The sequence below is a fragment of the Candidatus Endoriftia persephonae genome (assembly GCF_023733635.1).
Taxonomy (GTDB): Bacteria; Pseudomonadota; Gammaproteobacteria; order Chromatiales; family Chromatiaceae; genus Endoriftia; species Endoriftia persephonae.
Genome location: NZ_CP090569.1, coordinates 1396092 through 1412072 on the forward strand (window position 1 = coordinate 1396092; position 15981 = coordinate 1412072).

16 protein-coding genes are annotated in these 15981 nt (G+C 61.8%); 11 read left to right on the forward strand and 5 right to left on the reverse strand.

The window, feature by feature from the left end; translation table 11 throughout:
- The first annotated feature begins 219 nt into the window (after positions 1-219).
- From ribBA to L0Y14_RS06405, 6 genes are all read left to right on the forward strand, one after another.
- Positions 220-1335 (forward strand): bifunctional 3,4-dihydroxy-2-butanone-4-phosphate synthase/GTP cyclohydrolase II, encoded by a 1116-nt coding sequence (ribBA, locus tag L0Y14_RS06380; protein WP_006474055.1) that lies wholly within the window; start codon positions 220-222, stop codon positions 1333-1335.
- A gap of 51 nt (positions 1336-1386) precedes the next feature.
- A complete protein-coding gene (gene ribH / locus L0Y14_RS06385) occupies positions 1387-1854 on the forward strand; it encodes a 6,7-dimethyl-8-ribityllumazine synthase (protein ID WP_005960682.1) in 468 nt (155 codons plus the stop codon).
- Positions 1854-2276 (forward strand): transcription antitermination factor NusB, encoded by a 423-nt coding sequence (gene nusB, locus L0Y14_RS06390; protein ID WP_006474056.1) that lies wholly within the window; start codon positions 1854-1856, stop codon positions 2274-2276. Before ribH ends, nusB begins: the two co-directional genes overlap by 1 nt.
- 100 nt (positions 2277-2376) lie before the next feature.
- The gene (thiL, locus tag L0Y14_RS06395; RefSeq protein ID WP_006474057.1) at positions 2377-3342 is read left to right on the forward strand and encodes a thiamine-phosphate kinase; all 966 of its coding nucleotides are present in this window, start codon (positions 2377-2379) and stop codon (positions 3340-3342) included.
- The gene (locus L0Y14_RS06400) at positions 3335-3826 is read left to right on the forward strand and encodes a phosphatidylglycerophosphatase A family protein (protein ID WP_006474058.1); all 492 of its coding nucleotides are present in this window, start codon (positions 3335-3337) and stop codon (positions 3824-3826) included. Before thiL ends, L0Y14_RS06400 begins: the two co-directional genes overlap by 8 nt.
- Complete coding sequence (locus tag L0Y14_RS06405; RefSeq protein WP_138921744.1) at positions 3823-4482, forward strand: retropepsin-like aspartic protease family protein; 660 nt, start codon at positions 3823-3825, stop codon at positions 4480-4482. The genes L0Y14_RS06400 and L0Y14_RS06405 overlap by 4 nt, the downstream gene beginning before the upstream one ends.
- 85 nt (positions 4483-4567) lie before the next feature.
- Here the strand turns inward: L0Y14_RS06405 and folE2 are convergent, their stop codons facing one another.
- The 3 genes from folE2 to L0Y14_RS06420 form a co-directional block, all read right to left on the reverse strand.
- Positions 4568-5389: a GTP cyclohydrolase FolE2 gene (gene folE2 / locus L0Y14_RS06410; protein WP_005960688.1), complete on the reverse strand. Its 822-nt coding sequence runs from the start codon at positions 5387-5389 to the stop codon at positions 4568-4570.
- Positions 5390-5643: 254 nt separating this feature from the next.
- On the reverse strand, positions 5644-6516 hold the full coding sequence (gene ispA, locus L0Y14_RS06415; RefSeq protein ID WP_006474060.1) for a (2E,6E)-farnesyl diphosphate synthase: 873 nt from the start codon (positions 6514-6516) through the stop codon (positions 5644-5646).
- Between the two features lie 19 nt (positions 6517-6535).
- Complete coding sequence (locus L0Y14_RS06420; RefSeq protein WP_005960690.1) at positions 6536-6766, reverse strand: exodeoxyribonuclease VII small subunit; 231 nt, start codon at positions 6764-6766, stop codon at positions 6536-6538.
- A gap of 151 nt (positions 6767-6917) precedes the next feature.
- On the opposite strand from L0Y14_RS06420, the gene parE reads away from it, so the two are divergent.
- The 3 genes from parE (at position 6918) to L0Y14_RS06435 (ending at position 10057) form a co-directional block, all read left to right on the forward strand.
- Positions 6918-8810, forward strand: coding sequence for a DNA topoisomerase IV subunit B (gene parE, locus L0Y14_RS06425; RefSeq protein WP_006474061.1), 1893 nt, complete (start codon positions 6918-6920; stop codon positions 8808-8810).
- An 88-nt stretch (positions 8811-8898) separates the two neighbouring features.
- Positions 8899-9426 carry a hypothetical protein gene (locus L0Y14_RS06430; RefSeq protein WP_006474062.1) on the forward strand — a complete coding sequence of 176 codons (528 nt, stop codon included), beginning with the start codon at positions 8899-8901 and terminating at the stop codon, positions 9424-9426.
- A gap of 28 nt (positions 9427-9454) precedes the next feature.
- Entirely contained in the window at positions 9455-10057 is a 603-nt protein-coding gene (locus L0Y14_RS06435) for an SCO family protein (protein WP_006474063.1), read from the forward strand.
- Between the two features lie 111 nt (positions 10058-10168).
- On the opposite strand, the gene ppx is transcribed toward L0Y14_RS06435, so the two are convergent.
- Together ppx and L0Y14_RS06445 are read right to left on the reverse strand one after the other, a co-directional pair.
- Positions 10169-11686 carry an exopolyphosphatase gene (ppx, locus tag L0Y14_RS06440; RefSeq protein WP_006474064.1) on the reverse strand — a complete coding sequence of 506 codons (1518 nt, stop codon included), beginning with the start codon at positions 11684-11686 and terminating at the stop codon, positions 10169-10171.
- A 70-nt stretch (positions 11687-11756) separates the two neighbouring features.
- A complete protein-coding gene (locus L0Y14_RS06445; protein WP_006474065.1) occupies positions 11757-12260 on the reverse strand; it encodes a SixA phosphatase family protein in 504 nt (167 codons plus the stop codon).
- Between the two features lie 140 nt (positions 12261-12400).
- Between L0Y14_RS06445 and L0Y14_RS06450 the strand changes: the two genes are divergently transcribed.
- Both L0Y14_RS06450 and pruA read left to right on the forward strand, forming a co-directional pair.
- Positions 12401-12970, forward strand: a complete 570-nt coding sequence (locus L0Y14_RS06450) for an NUDIX hydrolase (RefSeq protein WP_039959802.1) — start codon at positions 12401-12403, stop codon at positions 12968-12970.
- 78 nt (positions 12971-13048) lie between these two features.
- Positions 13049-15970 (forward strand): L-glutamate gamma-semialdehyde dehydrogenase, encoded by a 2922-nt coding sequence (gene pruA / locus L0Y14_RS06455; RefSeq protein WP_251859284.1) that lies wholly within the window; start codon positions 13049-13051, stop codon positions 15968-15970.
- Positions 15971-15981: the final 11 nt, after the last annotated feature.

The window sequence follows — 15981 nt, forward strand, 5'->3', positions numbered from 1 at the left end:
TGCTGATCAGGTCTCTCTCCCCAGTGGCCCAGGATCCGTTGTGCGGGCAATCATACTGCTGAACCCTGGCTGATACCATTTCCTGCGTCTCTCCGGCAGTTCCAGTGGTGCCGGTCGCCCCAGTCAGACTGGCATTTCGATGAGGGATACAGGCGTTCCTTAGGTGGGGCTGCTCTGATAGAATCGCCGGTTCGCTTTGAACGACACGATAAAAGATCAATGCCTCTCAATACCACAGAAGAAATTATCGAAGATCTGCGCTTGGGCAAGATGGTCATCATCATGGATGACGAGGACCGGGAGAACGAAGGCGACCTGGTAATGGTCGCGGAGAGCGTCACCCCCGAGGCGATCAACTTCATGGCCCGCTACGGCCGCGGCCTGATCTGCCTGACCCTCACCAAAGAGCGCTGCAGTCAGCTGCGCCTGCCCCTGATGGTGCCGACCGATGATGAGCTCTCGGCCACCAACTTCACGCTCTCGATCGAGGCGGCGGAGGGCGTGACCACCGGCATCTCGGCGGCCGATCGGGCCACCACGGTGCTGGCGGCGGTGGCTCCTGGTGCTGAGCCGCGCGATCTGGTCCAGCCCGGCCATATCTTTCCGCTGATGGCCCAACCCGGCGGTGTGCTGGTGCGTGCCGGTCACACCGAGGCAGGATGCGATCTGGCGCGGCTGGCCGGCTTCTCGCCCGCTTCGGTGATCGTCGAGATCCTCAATGAGGACGGTACCATGGCGCGCCGTCCCGATCTGGAACGGTTCGCCACCGAACATGGCCTGAAGATCGGCACCATCGCTGATCTGATCCACTACCGGGTGCGCAACGAGCATACCGTGGAGCGGGTCAGCGAGTGCCACCTGCCCACTGAGCATGGTGAGTTCCGCCTCGCCGCCTACCAGGATGTGGTCGACAATGAGATCCACCTGGCGTTGATCAAGGGCCAGCCCACGCCGGATCGACCGGTGCTGGTGCGGGTGCACATGCAGAACAGCCTGTGTGATCTCTTCTCCGCCGAGGGGGGCGACTGCGGTTGGCCCCTGGCTAACGCCATGAAGCAGGTCAGCGAGGCGGGCGAAGGGGTGATCGTGGTGCTGCGCAATCACGATACACCGCGTGAGATCGTGCAGCGCATGATGGATCGTCAGGTGCAGGGCGGCGCAGAAACGGGCTACGTGAAGAGCGACAACAGCAAAGAGCTACGCACCTACGGCGTCGGTGCGCAGATCTTGTCGGATCTGGGAGTGCGCAGGATGCGGGTGCTGAGTGCGCCAAAGAGTATTCACGGTCTCTCCGGTTTCGATATGGAAGTGGTGGAGTATGTCGAGTGCGAATAGCCCTTGGCATCCGACTTCCCAGAAGATTTAACTGATCAGGATCCAGAATAGATGGCTATCAATACAATCGAAGGTTCACTGGTGGTGGAGAACGCGCGCTTCTGTGTGGTGGCGGCGCGGTTTAACAGTTTTGTGGTCGAAAGCCTGGTGGACGGCGCGATCGATACCCTCAAGCGCCACGGCGCCAAGGAGGAGGAGATCACCCTGGTTCGCCTGCCAGGCGCCTTCGAGATGCCGGTGCTGCTGGAGAAGCTGGCGCAGAAGGGTGAATATGACGCGATCATCGCTCTCGGCGCGGTGATCCGCGGCGGCACCCCGCACTTCGACTATGTGGCAGGGGAGTGCGTTAAGGGCATGTCCCAGGTGAGCCTGAAGCACGGCGTGCCGATCGCCTTTGGCGTGCTGACTGTCGACACCATCGAGCAGGCGATCGAGCGGGCCGGCACCAAGGCGGGTAACAAGGGCGCGGAAGCGACCCTCTCCGCGATTGAGATGGTCAATCTGCTGCGCCAGATCTGATGAGCAAAAAACGCAGTCAGGCGCGCCGTCATGCGGTGCAGGCGATCTATCAGTGGCAGATGGCCGGACAGGATTTGGCAGCAATCTACGAGCAGTTCCTTGGCGAGCAGGATCTCAGCCAGTTTGAGGTGCCCTATTTCAAGGACCTGCTACACGGCGTGCCGAATAATCTGCAGGAGCTGGATGGGCTGCTCAAGCCGGCGCTGGATCGCGCCATCGAGAGCGTCGATCCGGTCGAGCGGGCGGTGCTGCGGCTCGGCGTCTATGAGTTGAAACACCACATGGAGGTGCCCTACCGAGTGGTGATCAACGAGGCGGTGGAGTTGGCCAAGGTATTCGGTGCCGAGAAGGGCCACCGCTTTGTCAACGGCGTGCTCGACCGGGTGGCGAAGTCGGTGCGTGCTGCGGAGATACGCGGCTGAGCTCAGTTGCTCTTCGGGTCGTTGGCCGGACGACGCCAGCGGCCCGCTTTCAGGACAAAGGTCAGCAGGGTCAGGATGGCCCCATTCACCCTATATTCTCATGGCGCTCTCTGAATTCGACCTGATACGACGTTACTTCAGCGATCTGACCCCGCTCCGTGATGATGTGGCGCTCGGTATCGGTGATGACTGTGCGTTGTTGGATGTGCCTGAGGGGATGGAGCTGGCAGTCAGCATCGATACCCTGGTGGCCGGGGTCCACTTCCTGGCGGATGTCGAACCGGAGACGCTTGGGCACAAGGCACTGGCAGTCAACCTGAGTGATCTGGCGGCGATGGGGGCCGAGCCCGCCTGGGTGACCCTGGCGCTGGCCCTGCCTGAGGTGAATGAGGTCTGGCTGGAGGCGTTCAGCCGCGGCTTTGCGGCGCTGGCGAGTCGTGCTGGGGTGAGCCTAGTGGGTGGCGACACCACCCGTGGACCGCTGACGCTGACCCTGCAGGTCCACGGTTTTGTGCCCCGCGGCAGCGCGCTGCGGCGCGACGGCGCGCAGCCGGGGGACCGAATCTGTGTCAGCGGCAGGCTCGGCGATGCGGCACTCGGCCTGCGCCTGTTACAGGGAGAGGCCAATCTTTCCGAACCTGAGCGCAGTCAGTTGATCGACCGTCTGCAACGCCCGCAGCCACGGCTTGCATTGGGGCAGGCGCTGCGCGGCCTGGCGAGCGCGGCCATCGACATCTCCGACGGGCTGCTGGCCGATCTGGGGCATATCCTGCAAGCCAGCGGTGTGGGTGCCCGGTTGCAGCTGGCGCGCCTGCCCCTCAGCGATGCGGTGCGTCGCACGGCTGACTGGGACCTGCCGCTCGCCGGCGGCGACGACTACGAACTCTGTTTCACCCTGCCGCCCGCCGAACTCTCCCGCCTGTGGCCGCTCAGCGAGCAACTGGGGCTTGCTGTCAGCGAGATCGGTGAGATCACCGCCGCGCCGGGGCTGGTCTGTGAGCAGGCTGATGCTACTATTTGGAGACCATCAGCCAAGGGCTACGACCACTTTGCATCCCATGAGTGAAGCCAACAGACCTGCCCGGCCCGATCTGCGTCGCCCGCACCACCTGATCGCCTTTGGTTTTGGTTCCGGGCTGGCGCCATTTGCGCCGGGCACCTTCGGCACCCTGCTGGCGATCCCGATCTATCTGCTGCTGCAGTCGCAGCCGTTGCCCGCCTATCTGACTATCCTGCTGGGCCTGTTTCTGATCGGCATCCCGATCTGCGGCAGAACCTCTGACGATCTGGGAGTACATGACCACGGCGGCATCGTTTGGGACGAGGTCGTCGGCTATCTGGTGACCATGAGCCTCGCTCCACCCGGCTGGCTGTGGCTGGTGCTCGGTTTTCTGCTGTTTCGCCTGTTCGATATCCTCAAGCCCTGGCCGATCCGCTGGATCGACCGGCGGGTGAGCGGTGGGTTCGGCATCATGTTTGACGATCTGCTGGCGGGATTGTTTGCTCTGGTGGTGATGCAGGCCATTGAGCTGACAGGAGTGATCCAATGACGTGCTCTGTGCCCTACAGGGCTCTGCTCTGCTGTCTGCTGTGGTTGGTGCCGCACGCAATGGCACTGGCAGTGGAGCGGTTGGTGGTGGAGGCGCTCTTCGCCAACAAGGTGATGGTCTCCATCGATGGCAAGCGGCGCATGCTAAAGCCCGGCAAGGCCTCTCCCGAAGGCGTGTTGCTGATCTCCTCCGACAGCCGCCAGGCGCTGATCGAGGTGGATGGCAAGCGCGACACCTACAACCTTGGCCGGCATGTCTCCAGCAGCTATTCCGAGCCAGAGCGTCAGAGTGCCAAGGTCTGGCGGGATGAGACCGGCTCTTTCACCATCTTGGGCAGTATCAACGGCCGCACGGTGCAGTTTCTGCTGGATACCGGTGCCACGGCGGTGGCGATGAGTGGGGTCGAGGCGCGCCGTCTGGGCATCGCCTACAAGCGCAAGGGAACGCCGATTGCGGTGGGCACTGCCTCGGGCATGGCGCGCGCCTATGAGGTGACGCTAAGAGAGGTGCGGGTGGGGGCGATTACCCGGCGCGGGGTGCGCGGCTTTATAATTGAAGGCAACAGTCCCACCCAGGTGTTGTTGGGGATGAGCTTCCTGAGCCAGCTCACGATGCAGGATAAGGGCGCCTACCTGCTGCTGGAGAGCAGGTTCTGAGCTTTTATCAATCCACCTGACCTAGTGATCTCGGTCGGGATAAATCCCGACCTGCACGATCTATTTGATGGCCGGCGCTGCCGCCTCAGCTAACCGGGTCTTTCAGCTTGTCCCGCTCAATCAGCGCGTAGGCGCTGTGATTGTGGATCGACTCGAAGTTTTCCGATTCCACCACATAGGCGCTGATGCGCGTTTCGTTGTTCATACGTACCGCCACGTCACGCACCATGTCCTCGACAAACTTCGGGTTGTCGTAGGCGCGCTCGGTGACATGCTTCTCGTCGGGACGCTTGAGCAGGCCAAACAGCTCGCAGGAGGCCTCCTGCTCGACTATCTCGATGATCTCCTCGATCCAGATGAAGCCGGCGGTGCGCGCCTGGATGGTGACGTGGGAGCGCTGGTTGTGGGCGCCGCGCTCGGAGATCTTCTTCGAACAGGGGCAGAGGCTGGTTACTGGCACCACCACCTTGATGTCGATCTCCGGCTTGCCGCTGTGGATCTCGCCGATCAGGGTGACATCATAGTCGAGCAGACTCTGCACCTTGGATATCGGCGCAGTTTTGTTGATGAAGAAGGGGAAGTTCATCTCGATGTGGCCCGACTCCGCCTCCAGCCGCTCTGCCATCTCCGTCAGCATATCTTTGAACGACTCCACCGTGATCTCGTAGTCGTGGCTGTTGAGGATCTCCACGAAGCGCGACATGTGGGTGCCCTTAAAATTGTGGGGCAGGTCAACATACATGTTGAAGTTGGCGATGGTGTGCTGCTCGCCCTCGCTGCGGTCCTTGATACGCACCGGATGGCGGATGTCCTTGATGCCCACCTTGTTGATGGCGATCTGGCGGGTGTCGGCGCTGCTCTGAACGTCGGCGATTTGAGACGAAGCGGTGCTAATATTTTCAGCCATGTAAGAGATCCTGCCAGGCGACGGGCGTGGGCGTTGTAATCGGGCAAAGATGATGCGCCTGCATCATCGTCCAGTGGACGGTCAGCAACAACCGATGAAACCTCGGGTTATTTCGGCACAGGGCCGCTCGGTGCGTGTCAGCGCGAAAACGCGCGATTATCCCAACGGATGCCCGCCGGCGCAAGTAGGAGCGCCTCACTCATCCACCGGCGCCAGCATCTCCCAACCCGCCAAGCTCTCCTGGCAGCTGTGGTTCAGTAATCCCGTCCGATGATGTAGTCGGCGAGCCAGCGCAGCGGGTCGGCCTTGCTGTCGAAGCCTGTGAGGGAGCGGTGGGCGTCGGCCTGCAGTTCGGCGGCCTTTTCACGGGCGCCGTTGAGGCCGAGTAGGGCGGGGTAGGTGGGTTTATCCTGGGCTTGGTCCTTGCCCTGAGTCTTGCCGAGGGTTTCGGTGTCGCCCTCCACGTCGAGGATGTCGTCGCGAATCTGGAAGGCGAGGCCGACGCATTTGGCGTAGTGGTCGAGCTGGTGTGCCTGTTCCGGCTCTAGGCGGGGTGCTAGCAGGCTGGCCGTATTGACGCTGGCGCGGATCAGCGCGCCGGTCTTGTGGATGTGCAGGTTCTCCAGCTCCGCCAGAGAGAGTTCCTGGCCGACTGCGTTGAGGTCAAGGGCCTGGCCACCGCACATGCCGCGGGAGCCGCTGGCGCGGCTCAGGGTCTCGATCATCTCCAGGCGGGTCTCGGCACTGGCGTGCAAGTTGCCGCTGGTGCAGATGATCTGGAACGCCTGGGTCTGCAGCGCATCGCCGACCAGGATTGCGGTGGCCTCGTCGTAGGCCTTATGGCAGGTGGGGCGGCCTCGGCGCAGCTCGTCGTCGTCCATTGCCGGCAGGTCGTCGTGTACCAGCGAGTAGGCGTGGATCATTTCTACTGCGCAGGCGGCGGTGTCGAGCTGGTTGATCTCTACGCCGAGTGCCTGACCGGTGGCGTAGGTGAGAATCGGGCGGATGCGTTTGCCGCCGCCAAGCACTGCGTAGCGCATCGCCTGATGGAGGCGAGCGGGGGATGTGCTCTCGGCAGGCAGGCTCTTATCCAGCGCATGTTCTACCCGATTTTGGCAGAACAGCATGAACTCCCTCAAGGCGGTGTTACTGCTCACGTTCGAAAGGCTCCGTTGCGCCGCCCTCGTTGCTGAGGATTCTGACCTTCTGCTCTGCATCATCGAGGGCCTTTTGGCAGTTGCGGGTCAGCTCCACGCCCCGCTCGAAGGTCTTTAGCGACTCCTCCAGCGGCAGCTCGCCACTCTCCAGGGTCTCGACCAGGGATTCGAGTTCGGCAAGCGCCTCTTCGAAGGGGGGGGTCTTTTTTCTTCTCGGCACAGCTGTTTACTAGTAGTTGGGGTGGCGTAAAGCTACCCCAGGCGGTTTGTGCCGGTCAATGGGGTCTGCTCGCATGAGCAGAGTGGGATGTGTAGAATTCTGGTCAGGTTTCTGTAAACGATAAGGTTTATTAAACAGTTGAATTGTCTCCATGAGTGCTAGCTACGACGCCTCGGCGATTGAGGTCCTGAGTGGCCTGGATCCGGTCCGCAAACGACCGGGCATGTATACCGACACCAGCCGCCCCAACCATCTGGCGCAGGAGGTGATCGACAACAGCGTGGATGAGGCAGTCGCCGGCTACGCCAGCAGCATCGAGGTCAGCCTGTTCAAGGATGGTTCGCTGCAGGTAATCGATGACGGCCGTGGCATGCCGGTGGATATCCACCCCAAGCAGGGGTTGCCCGGGGTCGAGGTGATCCTCACCAAGCTGCATGCCGGCGGCAAGTTTTCCAACAAGAGTTACCGCTTCTCCGGCGGGCTGCATGGTGTCGGCGTGTCGGTGGTGAATGCGCTCTCCAAGCACCTGGAGGTGTGGGTGCGGCGTGGCGGCCAAGAATACAACATCGCCTTTGCTGGCGGCAACAAGGTGTCGGAGTTGGAGGCGATCGGCAAAGTCGGGCGCAACAATACCGGCACCCGGGTGCGCTTCTGGCCCGACCCCAGCTACTTCGATAGCGCTAAGTTTTCGCTGCGTCGGCTGCGTCATGTGTTGCGCGCCAAGGCGGTGCTCTGCCCGGGGCTGAAGGTCAGCTTCTTCGATGAGTCGTCGGGCGAGCGCGATGAGTGGTTCTACGAGGATGGTCTGAGAGACTACCTGCTCGATGCGCTGCGTGGCGCTGAATGGCTGCCCCAGGAGGCGTTTGTCGGGCAGATGGAGGGGAATCGTGAGGCGGTTTCCTGGGCGGTTGTCTGGCTGCAAGAGAGCGGTGGTGTTGAGGTGGTCACCGAGAGCTATGTCAACCTGATCCCCACCACTCTCGGTGGTACCCACGTCAACGGCCTGCGCAGCGGTCTGACCGATGCGGTGCGCGAGTTCTGCGAGTTCCGCAACCTGCTGCCGCGGGGTGTCAAACTGACCCCCGACGACGTCTGGAGCCGGGTCAGTTACGTGCTCTCGGCCAAGCTGGACGATCCACAGTTCTCCGGCCAGACCAAGGAGCGCCTCTCCTCGCGGGAGTGTGCAGCGTTTGTCTCCGGGGTGGTGAAGGACACCTTCAGTCTCTGGCTCAACCAGCATACCGATGTCGCTGAACGCATCGCGGAGATGGCGATCGACGCCGCCCAGTCGCGGATGCGCGCCGGGCGCAAAGTAAAGCGCAAGAAGGTCACCCAGGGGCCGGCGCTGCCGGGCAAGCTGGCCGACTGCAGTGCGGTCGATCCGAGTCGCACTGAGCTGTTTCTGGTGGAGGGTGACTCTGCCGGCGGCTCGGCAAAGCAGGCGCGGGATCGGGAGTTCCAGGCGATCATGCCGCTGCGCGGCAAGATCCTCAACACCTGGGAGGTCGACTCCGCCGAGGTGCTCGCCTCCCAGGAGGTGCACGATATCTCGGTGGCAGTCGGCGTTGAGCCGGGCAGCGATGATCTCTCTAAGCTGCGCTTTGGCAAGATCTGCATCCTCGCCGATGCGGACTCCGATGGCCTGCACATCGCCACCCTGCTGTGCGCCCTGTTTCTGCGCCACTTCAGGAAACTTGTGCTACAGGGTCATGTCTATGTGGCAATGCCTCCGCTCTACCGTATCGATGTCGGTAAGCAGGTCTTCTATGCTTTGGATGACAGTGAGAAGCAGGGTGTGCTTGACCGGATCGAGGCGGAGAAAATCCGCGGTAAGGTCAATGTACAGAGATTCAAGGGACTGGGTGAGATGAATCCCCCGCAGTTGCGGGAGACAACTATCCATCCGGATACGCGACGGCTTGTCCAGCTCACCATCGAGGCGGGTGACGACAGTAGCCGTGTGATGGATATGATGCTGGCGAAGAAGCGGGCCGCAGACCGCAAGCGCTGGCTGCAGGAGAAGGGGGATCTGGCAGAGCTTTAGAAAAAATAAGATCGGGAGATGGGAGATGCGAAATAACTATAAAAAGTGGTGGTTGATGTTGAGTGTGTCGATAGTGACGGGAGGGGCAATGGCTGAAACTGCCCCGGTTGCTCGTCAGGACTCTTCGGCGCTTGGTGAACTGCCGCGGTTGGCTCAGGAAACGAAAAAACTGCTGGATGGAGCAGACTTGCGACTGCTGCAAAAATCGGCTGCCAGGATGAAAAAGATGGCGCCGCGGCTGCGCATCCAGTTGAGGGGGTTGCACGGACTTGAAGCCAGAAAATTCGACAGTTCCGGCCTCGAGCGCCAGATGAGCAAGGCGCAGCAGGTCCTCGGGCAGCTGCTTGATCTTTACCTGAAGGAGCCGGTCAATCCGCTGCGCTCCCATCTGCTGGTCGATAACCTTCGGCGGCAGTATCAGCGTTTTACCAGGGAGCTAAAGACGCTCGAAGCCTGGGTGGATGACCAGCACTACAAGGTGGTTGATCAGGATGAGGCGGCGCGTAAACTGCTGCACAAACATGACAATCTGATCAGGCAGTTGATCGAATACTCTGAGGTGCTGGCCAATGCTGTGGATACAGCGCTGGGCAAGCCCCTGGAGAGTGACGCCTGAAACGATCCGATATCTTTGGGAGAAGTTGATGCAAAGATATGTTCTCTGGGGCGTGATTCTGCTGTTGGGCGGCGCACTGTTGTTGGTTGGTCTGTTCTGGAATCCGGCTGGCCAGGAGCCTGCCAAACACCAGGTGTTGTCGCTGCAGGCAAAACCCACCGGTGGTGACTTTACGCTGGTCTCGGCCAATGGCCCGCTCTCGCTGAGCGATCTACATGGGCAGGTGGTAGTACTCTATTTTGGCTACACCTGGTGCCCCGATATCTGCCCAACGAGTCTGGGTATGCTGTCGATGGCGCTCAACGAACTGAACGAGGCGGAGCAGGAAGGGCTGCAGGTGCTCTTCATCAGTGTCGATCCGGAGCGGGATAGCATAGAGCGCCTTGAAGAGTACAGTCACTATTTTCACCCGAAGATCCTTGGTGTGACCGGCTCGGCCGAGGTGCTGGCCGATGTGGCAAAAAAATATGGCGCGGCCTATCACCGGGTCGAACAGCCTTCAGAGACCAACTATGTGGTGGATCACTCGGCCGATCTCTATCTGATCGATCGCCAGGGGGTGCTGCGCGAGACGCTCTCTCACGGCACTGAGCCGGAGGCCATTCTGGCTGCCCTGCGACGTCTGCTCTGATCTGGTTTCCATCCAGAAATCTGGGAATAAACGCTGAGCACGCTGAGACCTTTGCGTTTAACAGGGGCATTTCTGGACGAGTCATAATCTAGCTTGCGGGTAGAGCCGCGGTTAGGAGAAGGTGAGGCTGAAGCCGGCCGCCTGCAGATAGCTGGCCTCCTGCTTCAGCTCCAGACGGGTCAATGGGTGCGAGGCCAGCCAGCCTGCAGGGAACTCCAGGGTGAGAGATAAGCCGTTCACATCCAGCAGTGCCTGCGGTTTGGCGACTGGTGAGCGGGAGCGGTGCATCAGCACCGCCAGGCGTAACAGCACACAGAGTTGTTTGGTGCAGAGTACCACCTCCTGCGGCAGGGCCTCGAATACCGAGGTCGGGAACTTGCGACGATGGCCGCGCACCATTGCCGCCAGTACCCGCTGCTCCTGGCGGGTAAAGCCGGATAGATCGGAGTTCTCCAGCAGGTAGGAGCCGTGTTTTTGGAACTGGCTGTGGGAGACGGTGAGCCCCACCTCATGCAGCTGGGCCGCCCAGCTGAGCATCGATGAGTAGCGCGAATCGAGCATCTTCCAGGGGCGGATCACTTGGTGATAGAGCGCTAGTGCAGTGCTTTCCACCCGCTGCGCCTGTTCCTGATCCACGTTGTAACGCTTGCTGAGGGATCTGACGGTACGCTCGCGGGCATCTTCCTGGCGGCTGCGGCCGATCATGTCGTAGATCAGACCTTCGCGCAGTGCCTCATTCGAGACCTGCATCTGCTCGATGCCGATATGTTTGAACAGCGCGGAGAGTACCGCCACGCCGCCGGCGAAGACGGGCTTGCGCTCTTCCGATAGCCCCTTCAGCTGCAGCTTGTCGAGGGAACCCGCCTCGATCATGCGCTTGCGCAGTTTCTCCAGGGAGCGGGCGCTGATCCCTTCCTGGCTCCAGCCCTCCTCGGTGACCACCTTGCGGATCGCCTTGATGGTGCCTGAGCTGCCGACTGCGCGGCTCCAGCCAGCGTCGCGGAAAAAGCTGCGTACCGGCCGGATCACCACCGCGCAGGCGAGTTCAGCCTGCTTCATACGTTTTGAGTTGATCAGACCATCGGCAAAGTGGCTGCGGCTGATGGAGACACAGCCCATGTGCAGACTCTCGCGTCGCTCGGTGCGGAAACCCTCGCCGACGATCAGCTCGGTGCTGCCGCCGCCGATGTCGATCACCAGCTGCTTGGCCTCACCGCTGGAGGCGAGTCCGTGGGAGACACCGAGATAGATCAGTCGCGCCTCCTCACGGCCGGCGATGATCTCGATCGGATGGCCGAGCGCTTGCTGTGCGGCGGTGAGAAACGCATCGGCGCTGCTAACTTGTCGCAGGGTGTTGGTGCCGACCGCCATGACGTGTTCTGATGGCAGGCTGCCAAGGCGCTGACCAAAGCGTTCCAGGCAGGCGATGGCGCGGGCGGCCACTTCGGGGGTGAGGTGTTTGTCGTCGGTCAGACCCTCGCCGAGACGCACCATCTCGCGCATCTTGTCGATGATCTGCAGACTGCCATCGTGGACCCGGGCGACGATCATGTGGAAGCTGTTGGAGCCGAGGTCGATGGCGGCGACGGTTTGTTCCTGTCCCGCTGTTTCTGCTTTTTGTTGCTGCATCAGACAGTTGGTTGCGGTGAAAAAGTGGCTTCACTCTACCGCAGCATGAGGGTATTTTCTAATCGCTGAATCAGCCCAGCTGGCGCAGCTGTTTCGGCGCCAGCAGCCACTCGATTTCACAGGTGCCCTGCTCAGGCAGCAGGTCACATCTGAGCAGGCAGACGGCACTCTTTTTTAGGTGGATAAAGCTCTCGCCACTACCGGCGGTGAGCCAGCCGATCAGCTCGGAGAGGTCAGGTTCATGACCCACTAGGCAGACCCGTGAGGCCTCATCGTGACCGGCTAGCCAGGCGGCGATGGCATCAAAGTCACCGCCTGGCGCCAATAGTGGCAGCTGCAGCGGCGTCTCCAGGCCATACCCCTCAGCCAGCAGCTGGGCGCTCTCCACAGCTCGCAGCAGCGGGCTGCTGGCGAGGGTGTCGATCTGTGGCATCACCCGCCTCAGCCCATTGATGGCGCTGCGCATGCGGCTGCGGCCCTTTTCGGTAAGTGGCCGCTGCGCATCTGGCTGGCCTGTATGGGCAAACAGGGTGCGCTCTTCGGCGATGGCGTGTCGGATCAGGAGAATCTCCATCTCGAACTCCGGGGATAAACGGGTGGCGCGATAATAGACAAAAACAGAGAGGATGTGGAGAGTTGTCGCGCCTGCTATAAAGAGGGCTTGATTCACTCTCTCTGCCCGCAGGTGGGCCCTTGTTGAAGATGGGGAAACGGATGAAGTTTTGTAGTCAATGCGGTACCGAGGTTGAGCGACTGATCCCTGAGGGGGATAACCGGCAGCGCCATGTCTGTCCTGAATGCCGCACTATCCACTACCAGAATCCCAAGATGGTGGTGGGTTGCATCCCGTTATGGGAGGAGCAGGTGCTGCTCTGCCGTCGTGCCATCGAACCCCGCTATGGTCTCTGGACCCTGCCCGCCGGATTCATGGAGAACGGTGAGACTGCCCAGCAAGGTGCGGCTCGGGAGACCTGGGAGGAGGCCCAGGCGCGAGTCGAGATGGGGGAGCTCTATACCCTGTTCAACCTGCCGCATATCGATCAAGTTTACCTGCTGTTTCTCAGCCGTCTGCAGTCACTCGATTTTGGCCCCGGCAGCGAGAGTCTGGAGGTGGCACTGTTTGACGAGTCAGAGATCCCCTGGGACGAGCTCGCCTTCCCGGTGGTAAAGGAGACCCTCAAGCTCTTCTTCGCGGACCGCAGCACCGACAGTCTGCGGCTGCGCAGTGGTTCCATCCTGCGTGTTTCAGAGCATCCCCGCCGCTATCGCACCGAGGTCTTTTAAATTCGCCCGAGGGGGCATCGAAGCGTGACCCGCATCGCTTTCTATACTTGAGTGAGGCCCCTCCGCTGAGGTCAAGTAATGCATACCACCCCGCCGAACCCGCAGAGCGACCAGGAAGCCCGCATCCGCCAGCATGGTGATGCGCTGCTGCAGGCCGCCGAGGCGTTTGAGCCGCATAATCCCGTCTCTCACTGGCTGCAGTCGCTGCTGAGCCGGCTGCATCAAAACCCCGATTTTCGCATTCGTGCCCTGCGTTTCGTTGATCTGCTGCCTGCACTGCAGGAGGACGCCGAGGTGGTGCGGCTGTTTGATGAGTATTTCAGCGATGCTCAGGAGTTTCCCCTGCCCAGGTTGGGCCGGCTGGCGATCCGCTCCGGTCGCCTGCTCGGGCCGCATCAGTTGGCGGCGGCGATCCGTAAGGCGATCGGTCTGCTTTCGCGGCAGTTCATGGCAGGCCGGGAGCCAACCACCATCCGCGAAACCCTGAGTGGTCTGCAGCGCCAGGGGCGTCTGGTCTCCCTCGATCTGCTGGGCGAACTCACCCTCAGTCATCGCGAGGCAGATGACTACCTCAACGGTTATCTGCAGCTGTTGGATGTGCTGAGTGTCCAGCCGGATCAGTCGCTGCAGCTGTCGTTGAAGCCCTCGTCACTGCTGCCGCGGCTGCTGCCAGAACGGGTCACGGCCAACACTGAGGTGATGGTTAAACGGCTCAGGCCGCTGCTGCTCAAGGCGCGTCGGCAGGGGGTGGCGGTGACCCTCGATATGGAGGATTCGGAGCGCCGGCCGGTGATCCTGGCACTTTTTGAGTGGCTGCTGTTTGATCCTGAGTTTCGGGACTGGGACGGCCTGGGCATCGCTCTGCAGGCCTACCTGCGGCAGGGGGGGGAGGATCTGGAACAGCTGATCGAACTGGCAGGGCGGCGCCAGACGCCGTTTGCCATCCGACTGGTGCGCGGCGCCTACTGGGATCAGGAGGTGGTGAAGGCGCAGCAGAATGGTTGGCCGATCCCGGTCTGGCAACAGCAGGCTGAGACCGACCGCCACTATGAGGCCTGCCTGCAGCGGCTGCTGGCGGCTGCGCCTGGGGTCTATCCTGCCATCGCCAGCCACAATCTGCGTAGTCTGGCGCTGGGCATGGCCGAGGTGGAGCGGCTCGGGCTGGCGACTGAGCAGTTCGAGTTTCAGATGCTCTACGGTATGTCGACGTCCTACCAGCAGGCGTTGGTGAAGCTGGGCTACCGGCTGCGCACCTATCTGCCCTTCGGTGAGCCGATCCCCGGTATGGCCTATCTGGTGCGGCGGCTACTGGAAAACGCCAGCAGTCAGTCGATGACGCGCTGGCAGGTTACGAACGAGGATGCGGCCAGCTGTTTTGCCCCACCCAAGGTGGAGACCCGGTTGCCAGCTGAGCGGCCTGAAGCGGGTTTTCAGAACACCCCGCTGCGTAGCTGGCTGAAGCCGGATGAGTGTCAGGCGTTTCAACACGCCATCGATCAAGTCAGGGGACAGCTTGGCCATCACTATCCGCTGCTGATCGATGGTGAGTGGCGGGACACCGCAGCGTGTATCGCGTCGTTCAACCCGGCTGATCGTGCTCAGCTGGTGGGCACCACGGCCTGTGCCAGCCAGGAAGATGCCGATCGCGCCATCCGGGCTGCCGAGGCTGCCTTTCCCTCTTGGCGTGAGCGTCCGGCAGAGAGCCGTGCTGAATTGCTGCGCAAAAGCGCAGATCTGCTGGCGCAGCGACGTGATGAGTTTGCCGCTTGGCAGATCCTAGAAGCGGGCAAAGGCTGGCGCGAGGCCGATGCCGATGTCTGCGAGGCGATCGACTTCCTGCGTTTTTATGCCGACGAGGCGGAGCGGCTGGCGGCAGGCGCCAGTGTGAAGCTGCCAGGGGAGCACAATCGCTACTTCTATCAGCCACGGGGTGTTGGAGTGGTGATCCCGCCCTGGAATTTCCCGCTGGCGATCGTCACCGGTATGCTCAGCGCCACTTTGGTGACCGGCAACTGCGCCATCCTCAAGCCCGCCTCTGACACCCCGGTGATCGCTGCCAGGCTGGTGGATCTGATGCAGCAGGCGGGTTTTCCCGCGGGTGTGATGAACTTCCTGCCTGGCCCAGGTGAGGTGGTGGGTGACTATCTGGTGCGTCATCCCGCAGTGCACTTGATCGCCTTTACCGGCTCCTTGGCGGTGGGGCAGGGGATTCTCCGACTGGCGGCCGAGCCGAGGCCGGGGCAGCGCCACATCAAGCGGGTGGTCGCGGAACTGGGTGGCAAGAACGCCATCATTGTCGATCAGAGCGCCGATCCGGATGAGGCGATCGATGGGATACTGAAGTCGGCGTTCGGTTTCCAGGGGCAGAAGTGCAGCGCTTGCTCGCGGGTGATCCTGGTGGGGGATCAATATGCGCATTTCAGCCGGCGCTTGTGCGAGGCGGCGGAGAGCCTGATCATGGCTGACCCGACCGATTCGGCGTGTGATATCGGCCCGGTGATCAATGCCGCGGCAGAGTCACGCATCCAGCAGGCGATCGAACAGGGGCGACAGGCGGGGCGGTTGCTCTATCGGATGGAGAGCCGTGGCTTCGAGTCCGGTCACTATGTGGGGCCGACGCTGTTCGGTGAGGTCGATCCGAACAGCCCGCTGGCCCAGGAGGAGATCTTCGGTCCGGTGCTGGCACTGCTGCCGGCGCAGGATCTGGATCAGGCCCTGGCGTTGGCCAATTCCACCCGCTATGCACTGACCGGCGGTATCTATTCGCGCAGCCCGGCCAATCTTGAACGGGCCGCGCGGGAGTTCCGGGTCGGCAACCTCTACCTCAATCGCGGCATCACTGGCGCCTTGGTGAATCGCCAGCCGTTTGGCGGTTTCGCCATGAGCGGCATCGGCAGCAAGGCCGGTGGCCGTGATTACCTGCTGCAGTTTATGGAGCCGCGATGCGTCACTGAGAACACCCTGCGACGTGGGGTGGCGCCGCTCTCAGAGGCGCCATAGTCGGGTCGGAC

Excerpts from the sequence above, each read along its gene's own strand:
- ribBA (WP_006474055.1), top strand. The coding sequence starts at position 220 with ATGCCTCTCAATACCACAGAAGAAATTATCGAAGATCTGCGCTTGGGC.
- ribH (WP_005960682.1), top strand. The coding sequence starts at position 1,387 with ATGGCTATCAATACAATCGAAGGTTCACTGGTGGTGGAGAACGCGCGC.
- nusB (WP_006474056.1), top strand. The coding sequence starts at position 1,854 with ATGAGCAAAAAACGCAGTCAGGCGCGCCGTCATGCGGTGCAGGCGATC.
- thiL (WP_006474057.1), top strand. The coding sequence starts at position 2,377 with ATGGCGCTCTCTGAATTCGACCTGATACGACGTTACTTCAGCGATCTG.
- L0Y14_RS06400 (WP_006474058.1), top strand. The coding sequence starts at position 3,335 with ATGAGTGAAGCCAACAGACCTGCCCGGCCCGATCTGCGTCGCCCGCAC.
- L0Y14_RS06405 (WP_138921744.1), top strand. The coding sequence starts at position 3,823 with ATGACGTGCTCTGTGCCCTACAGGGCTCTGCTCTGCTGTCTGCTGTGG.
- folE2 (WP_005960688.1), bottom strand. The coding sequence starts at position 5,389 with ATGGCTGAAAATATTAGCACCGCTTCGTCTCAAATCGCCGACGTTCAG.
- ispA (WP_006474060.1), bottom strand. The coding sequence starts at position 6,516 with ATGCTGTTCTGCCAAAATCGGGTAGAACATGCGCTGGATAAGAGCCTG.
- parE (WP_006474061.1), top strand. The coding sequence starts at position 6,918 with ATGAGTGCTAGCTACGACGCCTCGGCGATTGAGGTCCTGAGTGGCCTG.
- L0Y14_RS06430 (WP_006474062.1), top strand. The coding sequence starts at position 8,899 with ATGGCTGAAACTGCCCCGGTTGCTCGTCAGGACTCTTCGGCGCTTGGT.
- L0Y14_RS06435 (WP_006474063.1), top strand. The coding sequence starts at position 9,455 with ATGCAAAGATATGTTCTCTGGGGCGTGATTCTGCTGTTGGGCGGCGCA.
- ppx (WP_006474064.1), bottom strand. The coding sequence starts at position 11,686 with ATGCAGCAACAAAAAGCAGAAACAGCGGGACAGGAACAAACCGTCGCC.
- L0Y14_RS06445 (WP_006474065.1), bottom strand. The coding sequence starts at position 12,260 with ATGGAGATTCTCCTGATCCGACACGCCATCGCCGAAGAGCGCACCCTG.
- L0Y14_RS06450 (WP_039959802.1), top strand. The coding sequence starts at position 12,401 with ATGAAGTTTTGTAGTCAATGCGGTACCGAGGTTGAGCGACTGATCCCT.
- pruA (WP_251859284.1), top strand. The coding sequence starts at position 13,049 with ATGCATACCACCCCGCCGAACCCGCAGAGCGACCAGGAAGCCCGCATC.